General features: G+C 70.7%; 11 protein-coding genes and 1 pseudogene. 5 read left to right on the forward strand and 7 right to left on the reverse strand.

Annotated elements, in window-relative coordinates; all coding sequences use genetic code 11:
- Positions 1-41: 41 nt before the first annotated feature.
- Positions 42-3278 carry a (Fe-S)-binding protein gene (locus tag CRP45_RS21655; protein WP_097246561.1) on the reverse strand — a complete coding sequence of 1079 codons (3237 nt, stop codon included), beginning with the start codon at positions 3276-3278 and terminating at the stop codon, positions 42-44.
- A gap of 470 nt (positions 3279-3748) precedes the next feature.
- On the opposite strand from CRP45_RS21655, the gene CRP45_RS21660 reads away from it, so the two are divergent.
- Entirely contained in the window at positions 3749-4456 is a 708-nt protein-coding gene (locus tag CRP45_RS21660) for a DUF8020 domain-containing protein (RefSeq protein ID WP_179830953.1), read from the forward strand.
- Between the two features lie 168 nt (positions 4457-4624).
- On the opposite strand, the gene CRP45_RS21665 is transcribed toward CRP45_RS21660, so the two are convergent.
- The 6 genes from CRP45_RS21665 to CRP45_RS21690 form a co-directional block, all read right to left on the reverse strand.
- Entirely contained in the window at positions 4625-5506 is an 882-nt protein-coding gene (locus tag CRP45_RS21665) for an NRDE family protein (protein ID WP_097246562.1), read from the reverse strand.
- 247 nt (positions 5507-5753) lie between these two features.
- On the reverse strand, positions 5754-6998 hold the full coding sequence (locus CRP45_RS21670) for a S1 family peptidase (RefSeq protein ID WP_245910282.1): 1245 nt from the start codon (positions 6996-6998) through the stop codon (positions 5754-5756).
- 139 nt (positions 6999-7137) lie between these two features.
- Entirely contained in the window at positions 7138-8493 is a 1356-nt protein-coding gene (locus CRP45_RS21675; protein WP_067787155.1) for a S1 family peptidase, read from the reverse strand.
- A gap of 176 nt (positions 8494-8669) precedes the next feature.
- Positions 8670-9800 (reverse strand): hypothetical protein, encoded by a 1131-nt coding sequence (locus CRP45_RS21680; RefSeq protein WP_179830954.1) that lies wholly within the window; start codon positions 9798-9800, stop codon positions 8670-8672.
- A gap of 42 nt (positions 9801-9842) precedes the next feature.
- Positions 9843-12404, reverse strand: a complete 2562-nt coding sequence (locus CRP45_RS21685) for a LuxR C-terminal-related transcriptional regulator (RefSeq protein ID WP_097246563.1) — start codon at positions 12402-12404, stop codon at positions 9843-9845.
- Complete coding sequence (locus CRP45_RS21690; protein WP_179830955.1) at positions 12397-14199, reverse strand: Hsp70 family protein; 1803 nt, start codon at positions 14197-14199, stop codon at positions 12397-12399. Before CRP45_RS21690 ends, CRP45_RS21685 begins: the two co-directional genes overlap by 8 nt.
- 298 nt (positions 14200-14497) lie before the next feature.
- Between CRP45_RS21690 and CRP45_RS35310 the strand changes: the two are divergent.
- The 4 genes and pseudogenes from CRP45_RS35310 to CRP45_RS21710 all read left to right on the forward strand — a co-directional run.
- Positions 14498-14596, forward strand: a pseudogene (locus tag CRP45_RS35310) (hypothetical protein); the annotation flags it as partial.
- 3315 nt (positions 14597-17911) lie between these two features.
- Entirely contained in the window at positions 17912-19024 is a 1113-nt protein-coding gene (locus CRP45_RS34705; RefSeq protein ID WP_143861513.1) for a hypothetical protein, read from the forward strand.
- 17 nt (positions 19025-19041) lie between these two features.
- On the forward strand, positions 19042-20904 hold the full coding sequence (locus CRP45_RS21705; protein ID WP_097246567.1) for a dynamin family protein: 1863 nt from the start codon (positions 19042-19044) through the stop codon (positions 20902-20904).
- A 94-nt stretch (positions 20905-20998) separates the two neighbouring features.
- Complete coding sequence (locus tag CRP45_RS21710; RefSeq protein ID WP_245910283.1) at positions 20999-22567, forward strand: dynamin family protein; 1569 nt, start codon at positions 20999-21001, stop codon at positions 22565-22567.
- Positions 22568-22662 lie beyond the last annotated feature (95 nt).

Genomic DNA, 22662 nt, shown 5'->3' on the forward strand with positions numbered 1-22662 from the left:
AGGGAACCCGGGCCGAGTGCTGTGTTCAGTTGGGGGCCGTGTCAGTTCTTGCGGCCCGGGGCCTTCGCGCCCGACTTGAAGCCGAGGCCGCCTGGCTTGGCGGTCGGGGGTGCGACGGCGGAGCCGTTGCCGGAGGTGCCGTTGGTGGGCTGCTCCGGTGCGGGCTGCGGGGCTTCGGCGGCCGGGGCCGGTTCAGTGGAAACCGGTTCGGCGGCAGCCGGTTCGGCGGGGGCCGGGGTCGCGGCGGCGCCGGGGGCCTTGGGCCCGGGGCGCTTGAAGCCGGACTTCATGGCGAGACCCTTGGCGGGAACGGTCGGCTTGGTTTCGGTGGGAGCCGAAGCCTGAGCCGGAGCCGAGGCCGGTGCCGAAGCCGGTTCCGCCGCAGGGCTTTCCGCGGCCGGTTCGGCGGCAGCCGGAGCAGCGGCCTTGGCGCCGGGCGCCTTCGCGGCACCCTTCATCGCCAGACCCTTACCGCCGGGCGCCTTGGCCGCACCCTTCATCCCCAGACCCTTGACGGGCGGGGCCGCGGGCGCTTCCGCGGCGGGAGCTTCAGCGGCTTCGGCAGCCGGAGCCGCCGCGGCCTTCGCACCCGGCGCCTTCGCGGCGCCCTTCATCCCCAGACCCTTGCCCGGCGCCTTGGCCGGACCCTTCATGGCCAGGCCCTTGACGGGCGCGGCGGGAGCGGCCGAAGCCTCGGCAGTCGAAGCCTCCGCGGCCGGAGCCGCTTCCGCCTTCGCGCCGGGCGCCTTGGCGGCGCCCTTCATGCCGAGTCCCTTGCCGGGAGCCTTGGCCGGACCCTTCATGGCCAGACCCTTGGCGGGCGCGGCTGCTTCCGCGGCCGGAGCCGCTTCGGCCTTCGCGCCCGGCGCCTTGGCCGCGCCCTTCATACCCAGACCACCGGGAGCCTTGGCCGGACCCTTCATGGCCAAGCCACCACCGGTCGGCGCCGCCTTGGCGGCCGCAGGCGCCTCGGCGGCCGCGGTGACGGGCTCCGGTTCCGGCTCGGGCTCCGGTTCGGCTTTGGGCTCCTGGATGACGGTCAGGTTCTCGGTCAGCGTGGCGGGCTCGACGCGCTCGATGGCGTCCAGCATCAGCTGGGCCACGTCGACGACCTCGACGCCTTCGCCTTCACCCTTCTCCTGACGCGCGGTGACACCGTCGTTGAGCATCACGCGGCAGAACGGGCAACCGGTCGCGATCTTCCCCGGCGCGGAGCCGTTCGACGACGCCAGGGTCGACAGACCCTCGTCGACGCGGTCGATGTTGATGCGCTTGCCGAGCTGCTCTTCCATCCACATGCGCGCACCACCGGCGCCACAGCACATGGACCGTTCGCCGTGCCGCGGCATCTCCACCAGGGTGGAGCCCGAAGCTTCCATCAGCTCACGCGGCGCGTTGTAGACCTTGTTGTGCCGGCCCAGGTAGCAGGGGTCGTGGTAGGTCACGTTCTGCGTCACCGAGGCGACCGGGATCAGCTTCTTCTGCCGCACGAGGCGGTTCAGCAGCTGGGTGTGGTGCACGACCTCGTAGGTGCCGCCGACCTGCGGGTATTCGTTGTTGAGCGCGTTGAAGCAGTGCGCACAGGTGACGACGATCTTCTTCTTGCGATCCTCGACGCCCTCGAACACCGAGTTCAGCAGCTCGATGTTCTGCTGCGCCAGCTGCTGGAACAGGAACTCGTTGCCCGCGCGACGGGCCGAGTCACCGGTGCAGGTCTCCTCCTGGCCGAGCACCATGAACTTCACGCCAGCGGTAGCGAGCAGCTCGGCGACGGCCTTGGTGGTCTTCTTGGCGCGGTCCTCGTAGGCGCCCGCGCAACCGACCCAGAACAGGTATTCGTAGCCGTCGAAGCTGTCCGCGTCCTTGCCGAAGACCGGGATCTGGAAGTCGACCTCGTTGATCCAGTTCAGGCGGTCCTTGGCGTTCTGGCCCCAGGGGTTGCCCTTGTTCTCCAGGTTCTTGAACAGACCCGCGAGCTCGGAGGGGAACTCCGACTCGATGAGCACCTGGTAGCGGCGCATGTCGATGATGTGGTCGACGTGCTCGATGTCCACCGGGCACTGCTCGACGCACGCGCCACAGGTGGTGCAGCTCCACAGCACTTCGGGATCGATGATGCCGTTGACGTCCTCGCCGCCGACCAGCGGACGCTCCGCCTCGGCCTTGGCCGCTTCCGAGATCTTGGCCAGCGCGGCCTCGTTCGGCTTGCCTTCGGCATCGACGAGGCCGACCTCGTCACCGCCCATGTCCTTGCGGCCACCGGCCAGCAGGTACGGCGCCTTGGCGTAGGTGTGGTCGCGCAGCGACATGATCAGCAGCTTCGGCGACAGCGGCTTACCGGTGTTCCACGCGGGACACTGCGACTGGCAGCGACCGCACTCGGTGCAGGTGGTGAAGTCGAGAATGCCCTTCCAGGAGAAGTCCTCGATCCGGCCTGCGCCGAGGGTGTCGTTGTCCGGGTCGACGTTCTCCATGTCGAGCGCCTTGCCGCCCGACATCATCGGCTTGGCCGCGCCGAGGGCGACGCCGCCGTCGTCCTCGCGCTTGAAGTAGATGTTCGGGAAGGCCGAGAAGCGGTGCCAGGCCACGCCCCACGTGACGTTACGGCCGACCAGGTAGAGGAAGGCCATACCCGACATCAGCTTGATGAACGCGAAGATCGACACCATGACCGGGCTCGCGGGCAGCAGCTTGGCGACCTGCATGGTGAAGAAGTCGGTCGCGGGGTTGGAGTGGTGGTAGGTCGCGATCTTGCCGGCCTTCACGAAGACCATGCCGAGGCCCTCGAGGAGAACGATCGCCTCGATGACGTAGGCCGGTGCGAACTTCGAGCCGCTGAAGCGGGACAGCCGCTCGGGCAGGCGCGGGTGGTTCAGCTGCCGGATGACGATCAGCGTGCCGATGCCGACCACGGTGCCGATGCCGAGGATCTCGTCCCAGAGGTGGTAGATCGCCGTGTCGCCGATGATCGGCCAGTGGAACGCCGGGTCGAAGGTCTGACCGTATGCCTCGAACCACAGCATGGCGCCGCCGAGGAAGCCGATCATCACGAGCCAGTGCGCCCAGCCGACGGTGCGGAATTTGTTCATCCGCGTATGCGCGAGGAACTCGACAAGCATCTGCTTGAAGCGCGGGAAGAACGGACGCCACCGATCCGGTGCGCCCTGTCCGACCATGATGGTGCGAGCGATGTTCCTGACGCCGCCGAAGAACGACGCCCAGCACAGGAGACTGAGCGTCGCCCCAATCGTGCCCAGCGTCACTGTCAGGGCATTCATGTCGCGACCTTTCTTTGAGGCAACACGAGCGTTCTGGTGCGGCAGGCCTGCCACACCGGTTGGCTCGTATCGTAACCGCCAGTAAGTTACCCACCGGTAACTTCTGGTGTCTATCGTACGATCGGTATTTGAGGGCTAACCCTGCTTACTGGGGCTTGACCTGAAATTTACCTGTGATCAATCTCACATAGAATCTTCCGGGTTCGTCGTGAGATCGGCCGGTAACCACCGTAAACGCCGAGCAAGTCGTCCTATTCGGTAAGGACAGGCTTACTCGGCGGATTTTGTTATCGATCTCGCTTCTGGGCGCTCGTTCGATTACGCTCACGTGCGTTCTGTTTGCTACGCCTGTCTTCACACCCGCTCGGGGAGAATCCGAAGGGGCCGACCGTCTTTCGGGTTGATTGAGAGCTCTCGCGTGTGTAAGAGCGGCGCGCGGACAACAACCCTGATGATGGATTGGAAACCGAATGAACTTCCGCAGAACCACCGCGGCCGCCGCGTTGGTCATCGGCGCGATGACCGTGGGTATGGGCACTGCTCACGCCGAGCCCGCGCCAGCTTCTGCCGAGACCATCAGCTACTCCGTCAAGCTGGTGGACAAGACCGTCGTGACATCGCTGCGTGGGGGAACCTTCTCGCTGGTCGAGAAGGATGCAGCGGTCGAGGGCGAGCCCAAGCAGAACGTGGTCGACATCAAGGATGACAAGGGCAACACCGTCATCTCGCTGCCGCTGAACTTCGACATCAACGGCACCGATATCCCGGTCAAGCCGGAGCTGAAGAAGGACAACACCGTCCTCGAGCTCACCCCGGAGAAGCCGGAGAACCTGGCCCTCGACAAGCCGGTCGAGGTCAAGCCCATCGCCTCCCCGATCGAGAACCAGCGCGCGCAGAACGACTTCGCCAGCAAGTTCGGCATCGGCACCGCCATCGGCGGCTTCGTCGGTACCGCCATCGGCGCGGTCGTCGGCTGCGTGTTCGGTCTGCCGCTGTTCGGCGTCGGCTGCCTCGCAGGCCTGCCGATCGGCGCGGGCATCGGCGGCATCCTCGGCACCATCGCCGTCGGTGGCCCGACCCTGCTCGCCGCGGGCATCGAGCTCATCAACACCATGCAGGCGCCGGAAGGCACCACGCAGTGGGCCGACAAGCCGAAGGCCGCGCAGGCCGCGAACTGATCCCGGCACTTCACGGACGGCCGGCCCGTTCCCTTCGGGGAGCGGGCCGGTTTTCGTTTTGTCCCAAGCTGCTCCCACAGCGCGTTCGCACGCTTCACATAGGCACTGGCTTTGTGCCGCGTACACAGGGTGTGTGACGCGGCCGCTTGGCGGGGCGTTCGATGTGGTTCAGCTCGGCAGTTCCAGCGAGCCGTGAAATGAGACCGCTCCCAAGCGAACCCCCATCTCGCCGTAGGACCGCTCCGCCATCTCGAACGTCCCGTTCTCCCGCACCAGCAGGACCGTGCTGGCCCTGGTGCCGTGCACGTCATTGGCGATGAACCGCGCCGACAACGCCCGCTCCATCTCCAGCGGCACGCCCGTGCGCGGCAACTCGTCGTCGGGAACCTCGTTGCGATCGGAGAGCACGTCGAAATACCGGTCCACCGCACCGGGATCGGATTCCACCACCTTGCGCAGCTCGGTCAAGCCGTCCCGCACCTTGGGCCAGATCCGCTGCGGCGCTTCCAGTTCGGCGCCGGGGACCGGCTCCGCCGAGGTGACGAAAGCGCCGTTGGAGAGCCCGTGGAAGCCGGGCGCGAGCGGTTGCGGAGGGTTCGCGCTGCGGTTCGAATGCCACCACAGCGCAGCGAGATCCGAGACGACGAGGTTGTAGCCGTTGTAGTCGTCGGGCGCCGCGGCGACCTCGCGAACGTACCTTTCCGGATCAGGGAATTCGCCAGAAGGATGCCGGTCGTCGCCGCCGCGCAGGAAATCCATCAGCAGCGCGCCGCGTGAACGAGCACCGATCCGTTCGTCATTCGGATTTCGGACGTTGGTCACCGCGGCGAAGCGATTGTGTGCGCCGGCCACGGTCGCTCCGAGCCAGGTGCCGGGCGGATCGCCCTCGGCCCTGCCGACCGCGCCCGTATCCCGCCCCGCGAGCAGTCCGGGCACCTCCGGCCACCACCGCATGGATTCGGTAGGCCGGAGGTAGAACTCGTCCCGGTTGGCGGCCACGATCAACCGGTAGTCCGGGTGTGCGCGCCAGCCGATCAACACCAAACACATTGGTCCAGAATGCCGGAATATCCGCCGCCCGGTCATCGGAAAGGGCAGCGAAAACTGGTGTTGGAAGCAGTAAAAAGGCGTACCTCCGCCTTCGCTCCGGCCGTGCGCGGACTAAGGGCGGACTGCGTCCGGCAGCGTCGTTTCTGCGTACCTCCGCCTTCGCTCCGGCCGTGTGCGGCGAACGACGCCCGAGAACAGCGAAGGCCGCCGACGCGGACGTCGACGGCCTTTCGGTGGACCTCGAAGGTCAGTTGGTGCGGATGCGCAGCCCCGGGTTGTCCGAGAGGACCACGCTGACCGGCTGCGCGAACAGCTGCGGCGCGTTGCCGGTGAGCGCGCCGATCAGGTTGGGGATCTCGCAGATCGGGTAGTCGGCCACCGACGAGGCGCTGGAGATGCCGAGCGCGAGGCGTCCGGTGACGATCGGGCCGCCGCTGTCGCCGGGCAGGGCGCAGATGTTGGCCGAGAAGCTCTGCGTCAGTTCACGATCGCCGACCTGCACGGTCTGGTCGACGGCGTTGACGATGCCGCAGCTGAATCCGGTGCGCGAACCCGACTTGCAGACCGGGGCGCCGACCACCGGGGTGGCCACACCGTCGATCGCGACCGGCGCGGCGCCTGGCACCCGCACGCTGTTGTTGCTGAAGCGGTCGGTGAAGGCGTCGTTGATCCGGATGATCGAGTAGTCCTGGTTGCCGAGCACCGACTTCTGGAACACGCCGAGCTGGGCGCCGCGCTGCTCCCTGGGCAGCAGCTCGTGCACGGCCGAGGCGTTGTCGAGGTCGGGGTTGCAGTGGCCCGCGGAGATGTTCACGACGTTGCCAGCCCGGTCGGTGCCGTTGAAACCGAACGAGCAGCGCAGCTGGCTCCCGCCGCCCACCGACGCGTAGCCGTCGCCGCCCGCCAGCGCGGCCCTGCTGTCGCCCTCGGCGATGGCGGTGCCCTGCGGCAGCTGCTCGGCAGCCACCGGCGGCGCGATCACGATGACCCGCGCCGGGTCGACGAAGCTGGGCATCGGCAGACCCGCCTGGTCCACCCGCACCGCGATGCTGTTGTTGACGGTGTCGATCACGACGCCGCGCACCAGGGCGGCGACCGCTTCGGGCTGGCCCTCCAGCCACCGCTCGAACGCGCTCTTCTCGCCACGCAGCGCGGCCTCGCTCTTGGCGACGTTACGGACCTCGAACCCGGCCGACGCGGCGGCGTTGCGTGCTTCCTCCGCGCCGGGCCCCTGCGCGATCGCGACGACGGCCTTGCCCGCGTCGTCGAGCCAAGCGCCACCGAAGACCTCCGGGTACTGGCGCTGCGCCGACGTGGCGAAGGCCGCGACCTGCTGGCCGAGATCGGCGCGGCGCAGGTATTCCTCGGGGGAGATCTTCAGATCACGGGTGACCGCGGCGATGAGATCCGCGGGCAGGCCCGGGGCGGGTTCCGCATTCGCCACTGCCGCCGTCGGCCCGAACAGCAAGATCGCCGCCGAGGCGGCGATCACTGATTTCCGGAACCTGGTCTGTCGCGCAGCGGATCGGAACTGACCTATACGTGGCAGGAGCATGACCAGACTATATGGGGTCCGGGCCGGTATTCCCACCCGACCGGGACCCCATTTTTGCCCGAATCGGACTTATCGGTTATCCGACGTTCGGTCGGGTCCGCACCTGGATGCCGCTGCCGATCCCGCCGCCCGCCGTCGCGTCGATGTCGGCGAGGATCGAGCGGATCGGAATCCCCAGCGTGGCGGTGCCGCCGTAGGGCGCGAGCGCGACGTTCGCCTCGTTGCAGTCCGGTGCGTCGGCGGCGTTGGAGCCGCTGGTGATGCCGAGGGCGAGGGTGCCCGAGACGATCGCGCCGCCGCTGTCGCCGCCGAGGGTGCACGCGGAGCTGGCGAAGCCGCGGATCGTCTTGGACTCGCCCTCCGCGGTGTAGAGCTGCGTCTCGACCCGGTCCGCGACCACGAAACCGCAAGTGAACGTGGACGACTGGCCCGACTTGCACACCGGAGCGCCGGTGATCGGGTCGGCGGTGCCGGTGATCGCCAGCGTGGTGCCGTTGGCGCCGCGCACCGAGGGCTGGTCCATGCCGGCACGGACGGCGCGCTCGTTCAGCTTGATCACCGAGTAGTCCAGCGCGTTCTCGCCGCCGAGCGTGGCGGTCACGAAGGTGCCGAGCTCGGGGCTGTTCGGCAGGTCTTTCAGGTTGGGCAGGTAGACACCGGCCTCCTGGTTCGCCTTGCTGAGGTTCGGGTCGCAGTGGCCCGCGCTGATGTTGAGCGCGTTGCCCGCCGCGTCGATGCTGTTGAAGCCGAAGGAGCAGACATCGACGTTGCGCAGCGAGGAATCGTGCAGCGAGCCGGGCGCGCTGATGTAGGTGTCGCCGCCCATCGGCCTGCGCTCGACCGGGCCGCCGCCGCCTGGCGAGAGGATGACCTTGATGTTGGCGATCAGGGTCGGCAGGTTCAGCACGTGACCCGCGGGGGTGTTCGCGACGCTGAGGACGAGCTGGCTGTTGAGGAAGTCGATGGCGACCGAGTTGATCGCGTTGGACAGTTCGCGCGGCAGCGAGGTGATCCACTGGTTGAGCTGCATCAGCGAGCTCTCGAGGTTGTCCGCCGAGACCGGGGCGAGCCGGGTCTGGTAGCCGTCGGCCGCGGCGATGCTCGCGGCGTCCGGCGAGGTCACCGCGACGACGGCCTTGCCGTCGGCGGCCATCCACGCGCCCGCGAAGGAATCGGGACGCTCGGAACGGAAGTCGCGGGCGTATTCCCTGAGCTGCTGGGCCCGAGCCGCGCGATCGAGGTACTCGGTGGGCGTCATCTTCAGATCGCGCGCGATCGCCTCGACCAGTTCCGCGGGCAGGGCGTCGGCGCTGAGCTGTGGCGGTGCGGGTTCCGCCGTCGCCGTGCCGGACAAGGGGGCCAGGAGAACGGTCGCCGCTGCTCCGAGCGAGGCAGCTTTGACCGCGGCGCGACGCGCCACCAACTTGCGCATGAAGTCCCTTCGTCGGCACGCCAAGTGCCAGCTAAATCTGTGGGCCGTCGGCGGCGAACCCGTTGGCGCACAGTCCTCGTCCAGCGACTCCGATTCGCCGAGAAACGTCGGACGAACCGGTCAGCGCTTCACTCTAGGGCACAAACCGCTTCCGTTCGCTATTAAACGACGGCGAATCAGCGGGGGCGATTGTTTCCCGGCGGCTGCCACTGCGGAGTCCACCACTCGTACGGGTTCTCGGAGTCGTACGGGTACCACGGGTTGGTGGGGCGCGTGGTGGTCCGACGCGGCACGGTGGTGGTCGGCGGCGCGGTGGCGCTCGGCGTGGTGGTCGACTCGGTGGTCGTCGGGGGCGGCGGCGGTGGCTCGGGGGTCGGCTCCGGCTCGGTGGTCTCGGTGACGACCACCGGCGGCTCGGCGACCGGCGGCGGGGCGCTCGGCGGAGGCGGTGGTGGCGGCACGGCGGTACTCGACGTGCCGGACTGCGCGTCGCGCACCTGCGGAACGGTGGGCGACTCGTCGCCGCGGAAGAGCACGGCGACACCGAGGCCGCCGAGGGTGAGGCCGATGAACGCGGCGACCGCGATCAGCACCGTGATGCGCCGGCGATCGCCGGATTCGACTGGCGGCACGGGTTTTTCGGCAGGCGTCGCCTCGGTGAGCAGCTCGGTCGGCAGCGGTGTCGCCGGCATGGCCGCCGAATAGGCCTGCACGGTGGGCTCGGGCGCGGGCACCGCGGGGATCACGTCGGTCACCACGGTCGAGTTCTCGGCGGCGCTCGGATCCGGCGGCGTCGCGCCCGCGGGGGTGGCGAGCACCGAGGCAAGCGCGGCCCGTGCCGCGTCGTAGGCGAACGACTTGCCGGGTTCGGCGGTGTCGACCGCGGGCAGATCGGCCTCGCTGACCAGCACCACCGACTTCAGGCCCAGATAGTCCAGCGCCTCGCGCAGCGACTGCACCTGCTGTGCGGGCCAGGCGCCGGGGTGGGTGGCGTAGAACTCGGCCGCGCCGCTGAGGTGCTCGGTGGTCAGGTTGATCAGGCAGAACAGGGCGGTGGCGACCAGGTCTTCGGCGCGATACGCCTCGCCGTCGTCGACGGAGATACCCGCGGGGTTGCCTACCGCGCCGACGAAATCGGTGATGGAGTGCGAGTGGTCCGACGGCGCTTCGCCGCCGAGCACGGTGTCGCCGTCGTCGGACATGTGCAGGACCGACTCCCGGACGACGTAGTGCAGGTCGCCCGAGTCGGTGACGATCGCGGCGGTGCAGTCCTCATCGGCGATCCGCAGGCCCACCCCTGTGGCCATCACATTCCTCGTTTCGACGTCGATCGGCCCGCCCCGAGGCGATCACACGAGCAACGAGCCGTGTCCCATGGCGCGGAGCATTGACAATAACTCCGAGCGGGATCGCGCACCGATCCGACGTCGGATCCGCGCGACGTGATGCTCCACCGTCTTCGCGGAGATGTACAGCCGCGCGCCGATCTCGCGGTAGGTCAATCCGAGCAGGACCAGTTCGGCGACTTCGCGTTCCCGCTCGCTCAGAATCGCGGCACCGTCGGCGGGCGCCTCCGGCGTGTTCGAGGCGCGCGGCGCGGCGGCCGGCGGGACCGGCTGTTCCTGCGGCTTGGACTCGGCGCGCACCATGCGGGCCAGCTTGAGCAGCGCGGTCGCGGTCGAGGATTCGGCGGCCGAGAGCGCGGCCTCGCTGGCCAGCCGGGCCGCGTCCCAGGTCAGGCCGATCTCGCGCAGCCCGTTGACCGCCACCTCGACCGGCTTCACTTCGACTTGCCCGCGCAGCACGAGCACCCAGGTGCGGCCAGCGTCCACCAACACGGCCGCGTGCCGGTTGCCGGCTTCCGCCGCGGCCTTGAGCAGGCGCGCGTGCGGCAGCAGTTCCGCGGGGCTCTCGTGCGCGATGGCGGCCTGCACGCCGTACCAGTGGAAAGCGTTGGCCCAGGCCGGCGGCTGATCGAGGCGGTCGAGCAGTGCGAGCGTCGCGTCGACGAGCGGTGCGATGCGGCGTTCGTCGCGCAGCCGGATGCCCGCGAGCCACAGCTCGCCGATCGGCAGCACGGTGAGCAGGTCGGCGTCGACGTCGTCGAAGAGCGGGTACGCGGCTTGCCAGGCGCGGGTCAGCGCGGCGTGGTCGCCGCCGCGGCGGGCAAGGCCGACCGCGACGCCGTGCGCCAGCAGCCGGTCGCGGACGTCGAGCTGGTCCCAGTCGAAGGCGGCGACGGTGTTGGCGGCGGCTTGTTCGTCACCGCCGAGCATGGCCGCCCACGCGGTGAGCACTTGGAGTTGATGGCAGCGCAGCCCGCTGGTGGTCGCCCGGCGCAGCGCGTCACCGGCGCGGCGCGGCTCACCCGTGCTCAGGCACAGCAGGGTCGCGATGGAGACGGCCGTGCACGGCAGGAAGCGGTCGACGCCGGAGTCGGCGTGCGCGGCCTGGATGAGCGCGGAAACCGCGGTGGGCGTTCCGCTTCCGTGATCAGCGAGGGAGTTCGCGAGCGCGGTCGCGATGAGCTGGGCGTGCGCGCCCGCCTGGGTGGGCGGCCAGTTGCCCGCCGTGCCGGACAGTTCGGTCGCGGCGGGCACGTTGCCCGCCAGATACAGCACGGTGGCGCCCACCGCCCAGTCCGGCCCGACTCGGTTCGGGCCGAGCCAGCCGTAGAGCTGGGCGGCGCGGCCGATGAGGCCGCGGCGAGTCAGGACGCCCGCGCAGATCCGCACGGCGTCGGCGAGATCGGGTCCGTCGACGCCGGCCCTTGCCAGCACGGGTTCGGCCAGCCGCATGGCGGTCTCACCGTCGCCGGTGCGTGCGGCGGCCTCGGCCCAGCGCAGCGCGATCTGATTGGCGTCGGCGCCCGCCGAGGCGGCTGCGGCGTAGTAGCGGACCGCCTCGCGCCCGGCGGTTTCGGCTGCGGTGCAGAGGAATTCGGCGAGGCGTGGGTCGCGGACGCCGGACTCGGCGAGTAGCAGCGCGGTGTGGTCGCGCAGTAGGCCGGCGTCGAGGCGTGCGGTGAGCAGCCTGCGCTGCACCGCGACGAACCTGCGATCGCCGAGCATGGTGCGCAGCGGCGCGACCGCAGGGGCGAGCAAGAGGTCGGCGTCGGTCACCAGGGCGGTGGCGCGTGCGCGGTCGATGAGCGATTGGGCGGCAGTGGATTCGACGCCGAGCACCTCGGTGAGTTCGCTCGAGTCCAGGCCGGTCCCGGTGGTCGCGACGACCAAAGTCTCCAGTAGATCCGGTTCCAGGTTGTCCAGCTGCGAGCGCGACCAGTCGGCCACAGCCTCGTCCACGACGCGAATCCCGGCGTCCAGGCGCGCCGAGCAGGCCGCGGTGAGCGCGGCGACGACGCCGCCGCGAATACCGCCGGTCTGCTGGTGGATGTGTTGGGCGACGGGGCGCGGCACCATCATGCCCAATTCCCTTGCGAAGGGCAGGATGTCGGCGACGCCGAGCGGTCGCAGGTCGACGATGCGGCCGCGCCGGGCAACCGTCTCCGCGAGGGTGCGCAGTTGCGGGTCGTGCGGGCGCGGCTGCACCGCGATCACGGCCGTGTAGTTGCCGGATTCGACAGCGGCGCAGAGCGTTTCCAGTTCCGGCGCGCCCAGGGTGTGGGCATTGTCGATGACGAGCGCCGGGCGGGGCGCGGCCGGGTCGACGCTGTCCACGTGGCCGGGATGCGCGCCGTTCGTCGCCGCCGTCGGACCGGGTGCGGCGACGTTGTCCTGCAACGGGATACCGCGTCCGCGCAGACGCGTCCGGATCACCGAGAGCAAGGTGGACTTGCCGGTGCCCGAGCGGCCGCGGATCAGGTAGACCGCCGGTTCCTGCTCGGTGTTGTCGAGTTCGCGCAGGATGTCGCGGGCGCTCGGCAGTGTGTCGAACGCCGTGTCAGCCACCGTTCCCCCCGAGGATCTCACCCGGCGCACGCAGCACCGTGCCGACCGCGCCGCCGACTCCGTCCACCACCTCACCGAGCGGTTCGGTCAGCACTTCGGTGGGGAGGTCCGGCGCCTGCGGTTGTTGGGGCTGCGGCAGCGGTTGCGGCGCAGGGGGATTGGGGCCGGGGGTGGGTTGCGGCGCCGGCTGCGGCGCTGCCTGTTCTCCGGGTGCGGTGGGCGCGGGCTGTCCCGGCGCGGGTTGCCCGGGCGCGGGCTGGTTGTTCACCACCGCGACGGTGCTGGAGCCGGGGATCGAGTTGGGTGCCGAACCAGGCTGCGACGCAACGGGTTTCGGCTGTTGCGGGGTGCCGTTGCCGGGATCGGCTACGGGGGCGTCCGTTCCGGGTGCGCCCGTGCCGCCGGGGGCCGCGACGTCGGCGGGTCCGGTCGACGTGGACTGCTCGGCGGTCGGCGAGTTCGCCGGGGAGTGCGCACCGGTGCCGATCGCGACGGTTCCGGTGGCCAGCAGGCCGATGACCAGGGCCGCGCCCGCGACGATCGCGGCGCGCTGACGGCCGGTGAGCCTGCGGATACGGGAAACCGGGAGCGCGCTCTCCTTGCCGCCGGGACGGCCGGGCCGCTCGAGGGCGGGCAGCTCCTTGGTCTTCGGAGCGGCGGGGGTCGCCGGATCCTGGGCGAACGCCGCGACCGGGGCGGTGTCGATCGCACTGTCCAGCAGATCGGCGGCCAATGCGGCCGCACCGCGCGCACTGGTGTTGGCGGGCTCGGGCGCGGCGACCAGCGGGAGACCGAACTCGCTCGAGATCAGCTCGCCGACCAACGGAATCGCGCCGCCGCCGCCGGTCAACAGCACCCGGCTGATATCGCCGATGTCGAGTCCGGCGCGGTGCACGGTGTCGCGGATCAGATCGATCGAGGTGAGCAGCGGACCGCGGATCAGCTCTTCCAGCTCGCCGCGAACCAGGCGGATCTGGTCGCCCGCCGGAGAAGTCGGGTCGAGGCGGACAGGGACGACCGTGGCGGTATTTATGGAAAGCTCTTCTTTCGCATTTTTGCAGCGCTCTCGTAATACCGACAATTCGCGTTCCACGACCGGGTCGAACGGATCGAAATCATTTCCACGCAATGCGTTTGCCAGCACGTAACGCATGGTCAGCAGATCGAATTCCGAACCGGCGACGTCGGTGGAGCGCAGCGACGCGAGCAGAGCCGTCTGGCTTCCGGTGCGCACCACCGAGACTGTCGACCCGGTCGCGCCGAGGTCGTAGACGACCAGCGCGCCCTCGCCGAGCGGACCGTGCGCGGCCTCGAGCCACTGCACCGCTGCCGTCGGCTCTGGGACGAGCGTCACTTCGTGTAGGCCAGCGGCGTCCAACGCGGCGCGCTGCACGTCGATCGTGTGCCGCGACCACCACGCCGGGTGGCAGGCGACGACCGCCCCGGGCTGTTCCCCTGTGACATCGGCGATTTCGTCGATGAGACAGGTGACCGCCGTGGCGACCAAGTCCTCTGCCGCGTGCGCGGAACCGTTTTCGGCCAGGATGTCGACCGGATCGCCGACCCGAGCCAGAAACCCTTCCAGCACCGCGTCACTGGAGTGTCTTCCGGTGCGCCCCGCGCCGGACCCGAAGGCAGGCGGGGCGCCCTGGCTCAGGCGCAACACACTCGGGTGGCTCACGACGGCTCCGCCCGCTGCCGGGCCTGCCTGGGTGTCGCCGATCTCACCCGTCGTCGCCACGGCGACCGAATTCGACGCTCCGACCTTGATGCCGAGCGCCAGACGCTGTGTCATTGGTGAACCTCGTATGGGGAAAACCGTGGGATCCGGTAGTCGCTGCTGTGTTGTTCGATTGTGCGAGATAGCCGTGTGATCCGGCCTGTCAGATCTGTCGGTTGCTGAGGGGCCGCCGTTACCGGGGCTGGGGAAAGAGCGGGGATATTCCCCTAATGGCGTGCGCGCCCCTAATGGGTCGCTCCGGCGATTGGTGGGGGTCCGCCCCGTTCCCCCGTAACGCGAGGCGTGCCTAGCGTGAAATGCATTCCAACGAGTGCGGATCGCGTGGTCCGCCGATCCCAGGAGACGATCCTCGATGACCCCCAATGTGATTCTCGAGTTCATCCTCGGCCTGCTGCGCGACCGCGAGGCCGCGGTGGGTTACTGCGCCAACCCCGAAGGCGCGCTCGCTGCCGCGGGACTCTCCGCGGTGACGCCGGAGGACATCGCCGCGGTGGCGCCGATGGTCGCCGAGTCGGCCTTGGTCGCCGGCGGCTCGCAGCTGTCGGCGATCGTCGCGGCGGGCACGTCGGCCGGTGCCGCCGCAGGTGTCGGTCTTGGCGCTTCGGCGGGTGCCAACGCAGGTGTCGACGTGGGCGCCGGCGTGAACACCGACATCGATCTCGGTGCGGGCGTGAACACGGACATCGGCCTCGGCGCCGGCGTCAACACCGACATCGACCTCGGTGCGGGCCTGAACACGGACATCGACCTCGGCCTCGGCACCGGGCTGAACGGCGACCTCGGCGCGGGCCTCGATCTGGGCGGCGCGCTCGGCGCTGGTTTGGGTGGTGCTGTCGGCGGTGCGTTGGGCGGTGTCGGTGACATCGCTGCCGGTGCGGGCGCGGGTCTGGGCGGCGTGCTCGACGGGGTTCTCGGTGCGGGCGCTGGTCTGGGCGCGGGTGTCGGCGCTGGTCTCGGTGGTGCCGTCGGTGGTGTGTTGGACGGTGTCGGTGATATCGCTGCCGGTGCGGGTGCCGGTCTGGGTGGTGCGCTCGATGCGGGCCTCGGCGCGGGCGCGGGCCTCGAAGGCTCGGTCGGCGCGGGCTTGGAGGGTGCGCTCGGCGCGGGCGCCGGTCTGGGTGCCGGCCTCGGGGGCGCCGTGGACGCGGGCGCGGACCTCGGCGCCGATCTTGGCGCGGGCCTCGAAGGCGCACTCGGCGCGGGCACCGACCTCGGCGGCGATCTGTCGGCCGGAATCGGTGGCGCGCTCGATGCGGGTGCTCAGGCGGGTGCCGACCTCGGCGCTGGCCTCGGTGGCGCGCTGGATGCGGGCCTCGGCGCGGGCGCCGAAATCGGTGGTGACCTGTCGGCCGGTCTCGGTGGCGCTCTCGGCGCCGGTACCCAGGCCGGTGCCGATCTGAGCGCGGGTTTGGGTGGTGCGCTGGACGCCGGTGCCGAGCTCGGCGGCGATCTGGCCGGTGGTCTGGGTGGTGCGCTCGATGCGGGCCTCGGCGCGGGCGCCGGGCTGGGTGCGGGACTCGAGGGCGCCATCGGTGCGGGTGGTGAGTTCGGTGGTGATCTGTCGGCTGGTGTCGGCGGTGCGATCGACGCGGGTGCCGAAGCCGGTGCCGGATTGGGCGCTGGCCTGGGTGGTGCGCTGGATGCGGGTGCCGAGTTCGGTGGCGATCTGGCTGGTGGTCTGGACGGCGCGTTGGGCGCGGGCCTCGGCGCGGGCGCCGGGCTGGGCGCGGGACTCGGGGGCGCCGTCGATGCGGGTGCCGACCTCGGCGGCGATCTGTCGGCCGGACTGGGTGGTGCACTCGACGCGGGTGCTCAGGCGGGTGCCGACCTCGGTGCAGGTCTCGGCGGTGCACTCGATGCGGGCGGCGAGTTCGGCAGCGACCTGTCCGCTGGTGTCGGTGGTGCGATCGACGCCGGTGCGGAAGCCGGTGCTGGTCTGGGCGCGGGCTTGGGCGGTGCTCTGGACGCGGGTGCCGAGTTCGGCGGTGACTTGTCCGCTGGTGTCGGCGGCGCGATCGACGCGGGTGCAGAAGCCGGCGCGGGCTTGGGCGCGGGTCTGGGCGGCGCGATCGACGCGGGTGCGGACTTCGGCGGTCAGCTCGCCGGTGGTCTGGACGGTGCGCTGGACGCGGGCACCGAGTTCGGTGGTGACCTGTCGGCTGGTTTCGATGGTGCTCTCGGTGCGGGTGCGCAGGCCGGTGCCGATCTTGGCGCGGGCGTAGGCGGTGCGCTGGACGCCGGCGCTGAGTTCGGCGGTGACTTGTCCGCTGGTGTCGGTGGCGCGATCGACGCGGGTGCCGAGGCGGGTGCCGGTTTGGGTGCTGGCCTGGGCGGTGCGGTCGACGCGGGTACCGAGTTCGGCGGCGATCTGGCCGGTGGTCTGGAAGGCGCGTGGGATGCGGGCCTCGGTGCGGGCGCCGAGCTGGGTGGTGACCTTTCCGCAGGTCTCGATGGTGCGCTGGGTGCGGGTGCTGAGGCGGGTGCCGATCTGGGCGCGGGTCTGGGCGGTGCGATCGACGCGGGTGCGGACTTCGGTGGTCAGCTCGCCGGTGGTCTGGACGGTGCGGTGGATGCTGGGCTCGGTGCCGGCGCTGGTCTGGGTGCGGGTCTGGAAGGTGCCGTCGACGCGGGGACCGAGTTCGGTGGTGATCTGTCGGCCGGTCTGGATGGCGCGATCGACGCGGGCGCCGGGCTGGGTGGTGACCTTTCCGCTGGTCTCGGTGGCGTGATCGACGCGGGTGCCGAGGCGGGCGCCGACTTCGGTGCCGGGCTCGGCGGTGCCGTCGATGCCGGCGCCGGGTTCGGCGGTGATCTGGCGGCCGGTGTCGGCGGTGCGGTCGACGCGGGGACCGGTTTCGGTGGTGACCTCGCCGCCGGTTTCGATGGTGCGCTGGACGCGGGGACGGATCTCGCTGCGGGCGTAGAGGGTGCGCTCGGAGCGGGTGGTGCGGTGTCGAGTGGGTTCGAGGGCGCGTTCGACGCGGGTGCTGATCTCGCTGGCGGCCTCGAGACCGGGTTCGGTGGCGCAGTCGACGCGGCCGCGAACTTCGGTGGTGATTTCGCAGCGGGCCTCGAAGGTGCTGCCGGTGCGGGTGCCGGACTGGCCGGTGGCCTCGAGACCGAGCTCGGCGGTGCGTTCGACGCGGGTGCGGACTTCGGTGGCGATCTGGCCGCGGGTGCTGGTGCGGGTCTGGAAGGTGCGTTCGGTGCTGGCGCGGAAGCCGGTGCCGGACTGGCCGGTGGCCTCGAGACCGGGCTCGGCGGCGCGCTCGATGCGGGCGCGGGTCTCGGCGGCAGCCTCGAGGGTGCGCTGGGTGCGGGTGCGGAAGCCGCGGCCGGTCTGGAAACCGGTTTGGGCGGCGCGCTCGACGCGGGGACCGGTCTGGAGACCGGCCTCGGTGCCGGGTTCGGCGCTGACCTCTCGGGCGGCCTCGAGGGCGCGCTCGACGCGGGCGCCGATCTTGCCGGTGGTCTGGAAGGCGCGGCGAACGGCGCGCTCGAAGCCGGCGGCGAACTGGCCGGTGGCGTCGAAGGCGCGCTGGGTGCGGGTGCCGCGGCCGGAGCGGCGGCCGGGCTCGGGACCGCGGCGGAGTTCGGCGGTGAGTTCGCGGGCGGCATCGGCGGAGCTGTCGAGGCAGGCTCGGGGCTGGGCGCCGGGCTGGAGAGCGGGTTGCAGGGAGCGGTGGAAGCCGGAGCGGGCGTCGGGTCCGGTGTGTCCGGTGGGGCGAACGCGAGTAGCCAGACCGTCACCGGCCTGGAGTCGAGCATGTCGGCCGGTCTGGGCACCGTGCTCGGCGCGGAGCACGAGATCGGCGCCGGCCTGAACAGTGAACTCGGCGGTGTGCTCGCCAGCGGCGCGCAGGGCGGCGCGGAACTCGGCGGCGGCTTGCAGGGCCTGGTCGGCGGCGTTTCCGGGTTCGACGTGTCCGGCGGCGCCGAAACCGCCGTCGAGGCGGGCGGCGAATTCGGAACCGGTTTGGAGACAGGCCTTTCCGGCGGCATCGAGTCCGGCGCGACGGCAGGCGCCGACCTGGCGGGCGGCCTCGGCGGCGCACTCGAAGCGGGTGGCCAGGCGGTGACCGGACTCGAGGCGGGTCTGTCCGCAGGCGTCGACGCTGCCACGCAGGCGGGCGCGGGTCTCACGGCCGGACTCGAGGGTGCGATCGGCGCGGCGGGTCAGGCGGGTGCCGGACTCGAGTCGGGCCTGTCGGCCGGACTGGGTGCCGCAGGCAACGCGGGCGCCGGTCTGAGCAGTGGCCTCGAAGCCGGTCTCGGCGCCGCCGGGAATGCGGGCGCGGGTCTCAACAGCGGTCTCGAAGCTGGTCTGGGTGCCGCCGGGAACGCCGGTGCCGGTCTGTCCAGCGGCCTGGAGACCGGCATCGGAGCCGCGGGGAATGCGGGCGCGGGCCTCAACAGCGGTCTCGAAGCTGGTCTGGGTGCCGCCGGGAACGCCGGTGCCGGTCTGTCCAGCGGCCTGGAGACCGGCATCGGCGCCGCGGGCAATGCGGGCGCGGGCCTGAACAGCGGTCTCGAGACCGGTCTCGGTGCCGCGGGCAACGCCGGTGCCGGCTTGGAAACCGGTCTCGGCGGCGACCTGTCCTCCGGGGCGTCCGGCGCATACGAGGGCGCCGCGGACGCAACGGGATCGCTCGGCGCGCAGGGTGCGCTCGGCGGCGGCTCGGACCTGGGTGGCAGCATCGGATCCACGGCGGAGACCACGGCGAACACCTGGTCGTCGCTGGACGTTTCGAGCGCATTCGGTTCGGGCTTCGACAGCGGCCTCGGTGCGACCGGCGAGACCTCGCTGTTCGCCGAGGGCGAGTCGAGCACCGAGATCGGCGGGTCGACGGACCTGTCGGGTGATGCGTTCCTGCACTGAGAGAGGACGACAACGCGATGGGGACACCAGTACCTGCTTCCGCGCCCGCAGTGCCGCTGCTGTCGGTACTGGGTGAAACCATCGCCGCGGCGCGCGCCGCGGGTCGCACCGACCTCGTCGGCCGTCTGGAAACGGCGGCCGACCGGGTCCGCGACCCGCGGCGTCGCATCGTGATCGCGGGCCAACTCGGCCAGGGCAAGAGCCGTTTCGTGAACGCACTGCTGAACGTCGACATCTGCCCGGTCGGCGACGACGCGACAACGGTCGTTCCCGCCACGCTGTCGCACGGCGAATACGCGCAAGCGCAGTTCCTGCTCACCGAACCGCGCGGCGGCAGCGAATCCCGGGTGCCGGTCCCGATCGAACAGATCCCGACGATCGATTCCCGCAGCCCGCTCGCCGACGGCAGGCGGATGATGCGCCTCGAAATCCAACTGCCGAACCCGCTGCTCGCCGACGGCATCGTCCTTGTCGACACCCCAGGTGTCGGCGGACACGGAAACGCGAGCACCACAACGGTTCTCGGCATGGTCCCGGCGGCGGACGCGGTGTTCGTGCTGTCCGACGCCTCCACCGAGATCACCGAACCCGAGCTCGCCTTCCTGCGTCAGGTCCGCGAGCTGTGCCCGACGGTCGCGCTGCTGCTCACCAAGACCGATCTGTACCCGCATTGGCGTCAGGTCCACGAGGCGAACCTCGGCCACCTGTACCGCGCCGGGCTGGAGGTGCCGATCATCCCGGTCTCCGCGCTGCTGCGCGAGCACGCCATGCGTTTACAGGACGCGCAGCTCGGCCAAGAGTCGGGTTTCGGTGTGCTGTACCAGTTTCTGCGCGAGCAGGTGGTGGCGCGCGATCAGGCCGCGACCCGCGCCGCCGTCGCACGCGATATCCAGTCCGCCGCGGAGCATCTGGCGCTCGCGCTGGGCAGCGAACTCGTCGCGCTGCGCGATCCGAACCAGGGCGCGGCCGCGATCCGCGAACTCCAGGCCGCGAAAGCCGCTGCGGAAGACCTGCATCGGCGCACCGCCGCCTGGCAGCAGACGCTCTCCGACGGAATCACCGACCTCGCAAGCGATGTCGACCACGACCTGCGAGATCGCCTGCGCCACCTGACCCGAACCGGCGAGGAGTGGATCGACGAGCACGATCCGGGCAGGCACTGGGACGCAATCTCCGAATGGCTCACCGGCACCGTCGACAGCGCGCTCGCCGACAACCTGCTGTGGACACACAAGCGCGCGATCGAGCTGGCCGAGGACGTCGCCGAACACTTCGTCCACTTCGGCGCGGTCGACCTGCCCGACGTGAAGAGCGGATTGAACGCCGAGGACAACCCGATCACCGGCACCCTCGCCGATCTGGAACCGGACATCGGGTTCGCCAGCAAGCTGCTCGTCGGCATGCGCGGCTCCTACGGCGGTGTGCTCATGGTCGGTCTCGCCAGCACCTTCGCAGGGCTGGCCATGCTCAATCCGATCTCCATCGGCGCCGGTGTCATCGTGGGCGGCAAGGCATTTCGCGACGACAAGCAGGCCCGCCTCGCGCGCCGCCGGGTGGAGGCGAAGAACGCGGTGCGCCGCTTCGTCGACGACGTCGCGTTCCAGGCGGGCAAGGAGTCCAAGGACCGCCTGCACCGCATCCACCGTGCCCTGCGCGACCACTACAGCGGCGTCGCCGAGCGCAGCCTCCGCTCCCTCGATGACTCGCTGCGCGCCGCGCAGGAGGCGGCCACGATGGAGACCGCGCGCCGCACCGAGCGGTGCACCGTGCTGGAACGGCAGCTGCGCTTCGTCGCGGAACTGCGCCGCTACGCCGACGCGATGCAACAGCCCATCGCCGCCGCGCCCGTCCGAGGAGCTCTCGGTACGGTATCGGGGTGATCACGACACCCCACTCGCGCTCGACCAGGGGCGCCGCGTCCTTCCGGTGCACGTCCGTCGAGGCCCGAATCGGCGTTCGCGCCGCGGGGCGCCGGTGACCACGAGAGTCGCGCCCGGCATCGTCGTCGAGGCGCACCGGCTGGTGGACGCGGCCAGGCAGGCGTTCGCGCGCGAACCGCGCCCCAGGGCGCTGCTCGCTGACTGCGCGCGCAGGCTGGATCAGCCGCTGCGTGTCGCGCTGGCGGGGTCGTTGAAGGCGGGCAAGTCGACGCTGTTGAACTCGCTGGTCGGCCAGGACATCGCCCCGACCGACGCGACCGAGTGCACCAGGGTGGTCACCTGGTATCGCAACGGCCCGACCCCGAGCGTCACCGCGTACGCGCCCGACGGCGCCACCGCGAACGTCGTGGTGCGCCGCGGCGGCGGTGCGCACGGCCTGACCTTCGACCTGGAACGGCTGAACTGGAACGCGCCGGGCCCGCGCGAGGTCGACCACCTCGAGGTCGAATGGCCCGCCGCGGCGCTGACCCACACCACCATCATCGACACACCGGGCACCTCCTCGCTCTCGCGCGAGGTGTCCCGCCGCACCGCCCGCCTGCTGACCCCCGACGACGAAGAAGCCGAAGCCAGCGTCTCCGTCCCCGGCGCCGACGCGGTCGTCTACCTGCTGCGCAGGTTGGACGCCACCGACATCGGCTTCCTGGAGCGCATCGGCTCGGGAACCGCTGCGCGGCAAGGGGCTTCGGGATTGTCCGGCCCGCTCGGCGTGGTCGGCGTCGTCTCGCGGGCCGACGAGATCGGCGCGGGACGCATCGACGCACTGCATTCGGCTCGCGACGTCGCCTCCCGTTTCGCCACCGAGCTGGAGCGAACCGGGTTGTGCCAGGCGGTGATTCCCGTCGCGGGACTGCTCGCGTTCGCCGCGGAGACACTGCGTCAACAGGAGTTCACCGCGTTCCAGGCCTTGGCGAGCGTCCCGGTCGACGAGCTGACCGCGGCGATGTTGTCGGCGGATCGCTTCGCGCGCCCCGACATTCCGCTCCCCGTCGCGCCGGAACTGCGCGCCCAGCTGGCCGAGCGTTTCGGCATGTTCGGTATTCGCATGGCCGTCACCCTGATTCGGCTCGGCGTCCGCGACTCCGCGACGCTCGCCGCGGAATTGACCAGCCGCAGCGGTGTCGACGAGCTGCGCTCGGTGCTCGACGTCCAGTTCGGCCAGCGCGCCGACCAACTCAAGGCGCATTCGGCGCTGACGGCACTGGCGAGGGTGCTGACCGCCTATCCGGGCACCTCCGCCGACCAGCTGCTGCCTAGAGTCCGCACCCTGCTCGCCGACGTGCACGGTTTCGCCGAACTGCGCCTGCTCGGCCGCCTGCGCACCGACGAATTGACCCTGCCCCCAGCGGATCTCGCCGAACTGCACCGTTTGATCGGCGGCTCCGGCATCGCACCCCACCTGCGCCTCGGCCTCCCACCGAACGCGGGCCCGGAGGCGCAACGCGCACAGGCCGTCGCCGCTGTCCGCAAATGGCGCGAACGCGCCCGCCACCCCATGGCCGACCAGCTCACCACCCTCGCCTGCCTCACCGCCGCCCGCAGCGCCGAGGGCACGCTGAGCATGCTGCCCCCGGCCCCGGAGATGCGCATGGGTCGCCGCTGACCCGCGCTCACCCGACCCACGGTGACCGCGACCGCGTTCACCGTGGTTGGGGTGACATTCGGTCGTCTCCTCTCCCCGCGCATGGACACGGCAGT

The organism is Nocardia amikacinitolerans, assembly GCF_900215415.1.
Classification (GTDB): Bacteria; Actinomycetota; Actinomycetes; order Mycobacteriales; family Mycobacteriaceae; genus Nocardia; species Nocardia amikacinitolerans.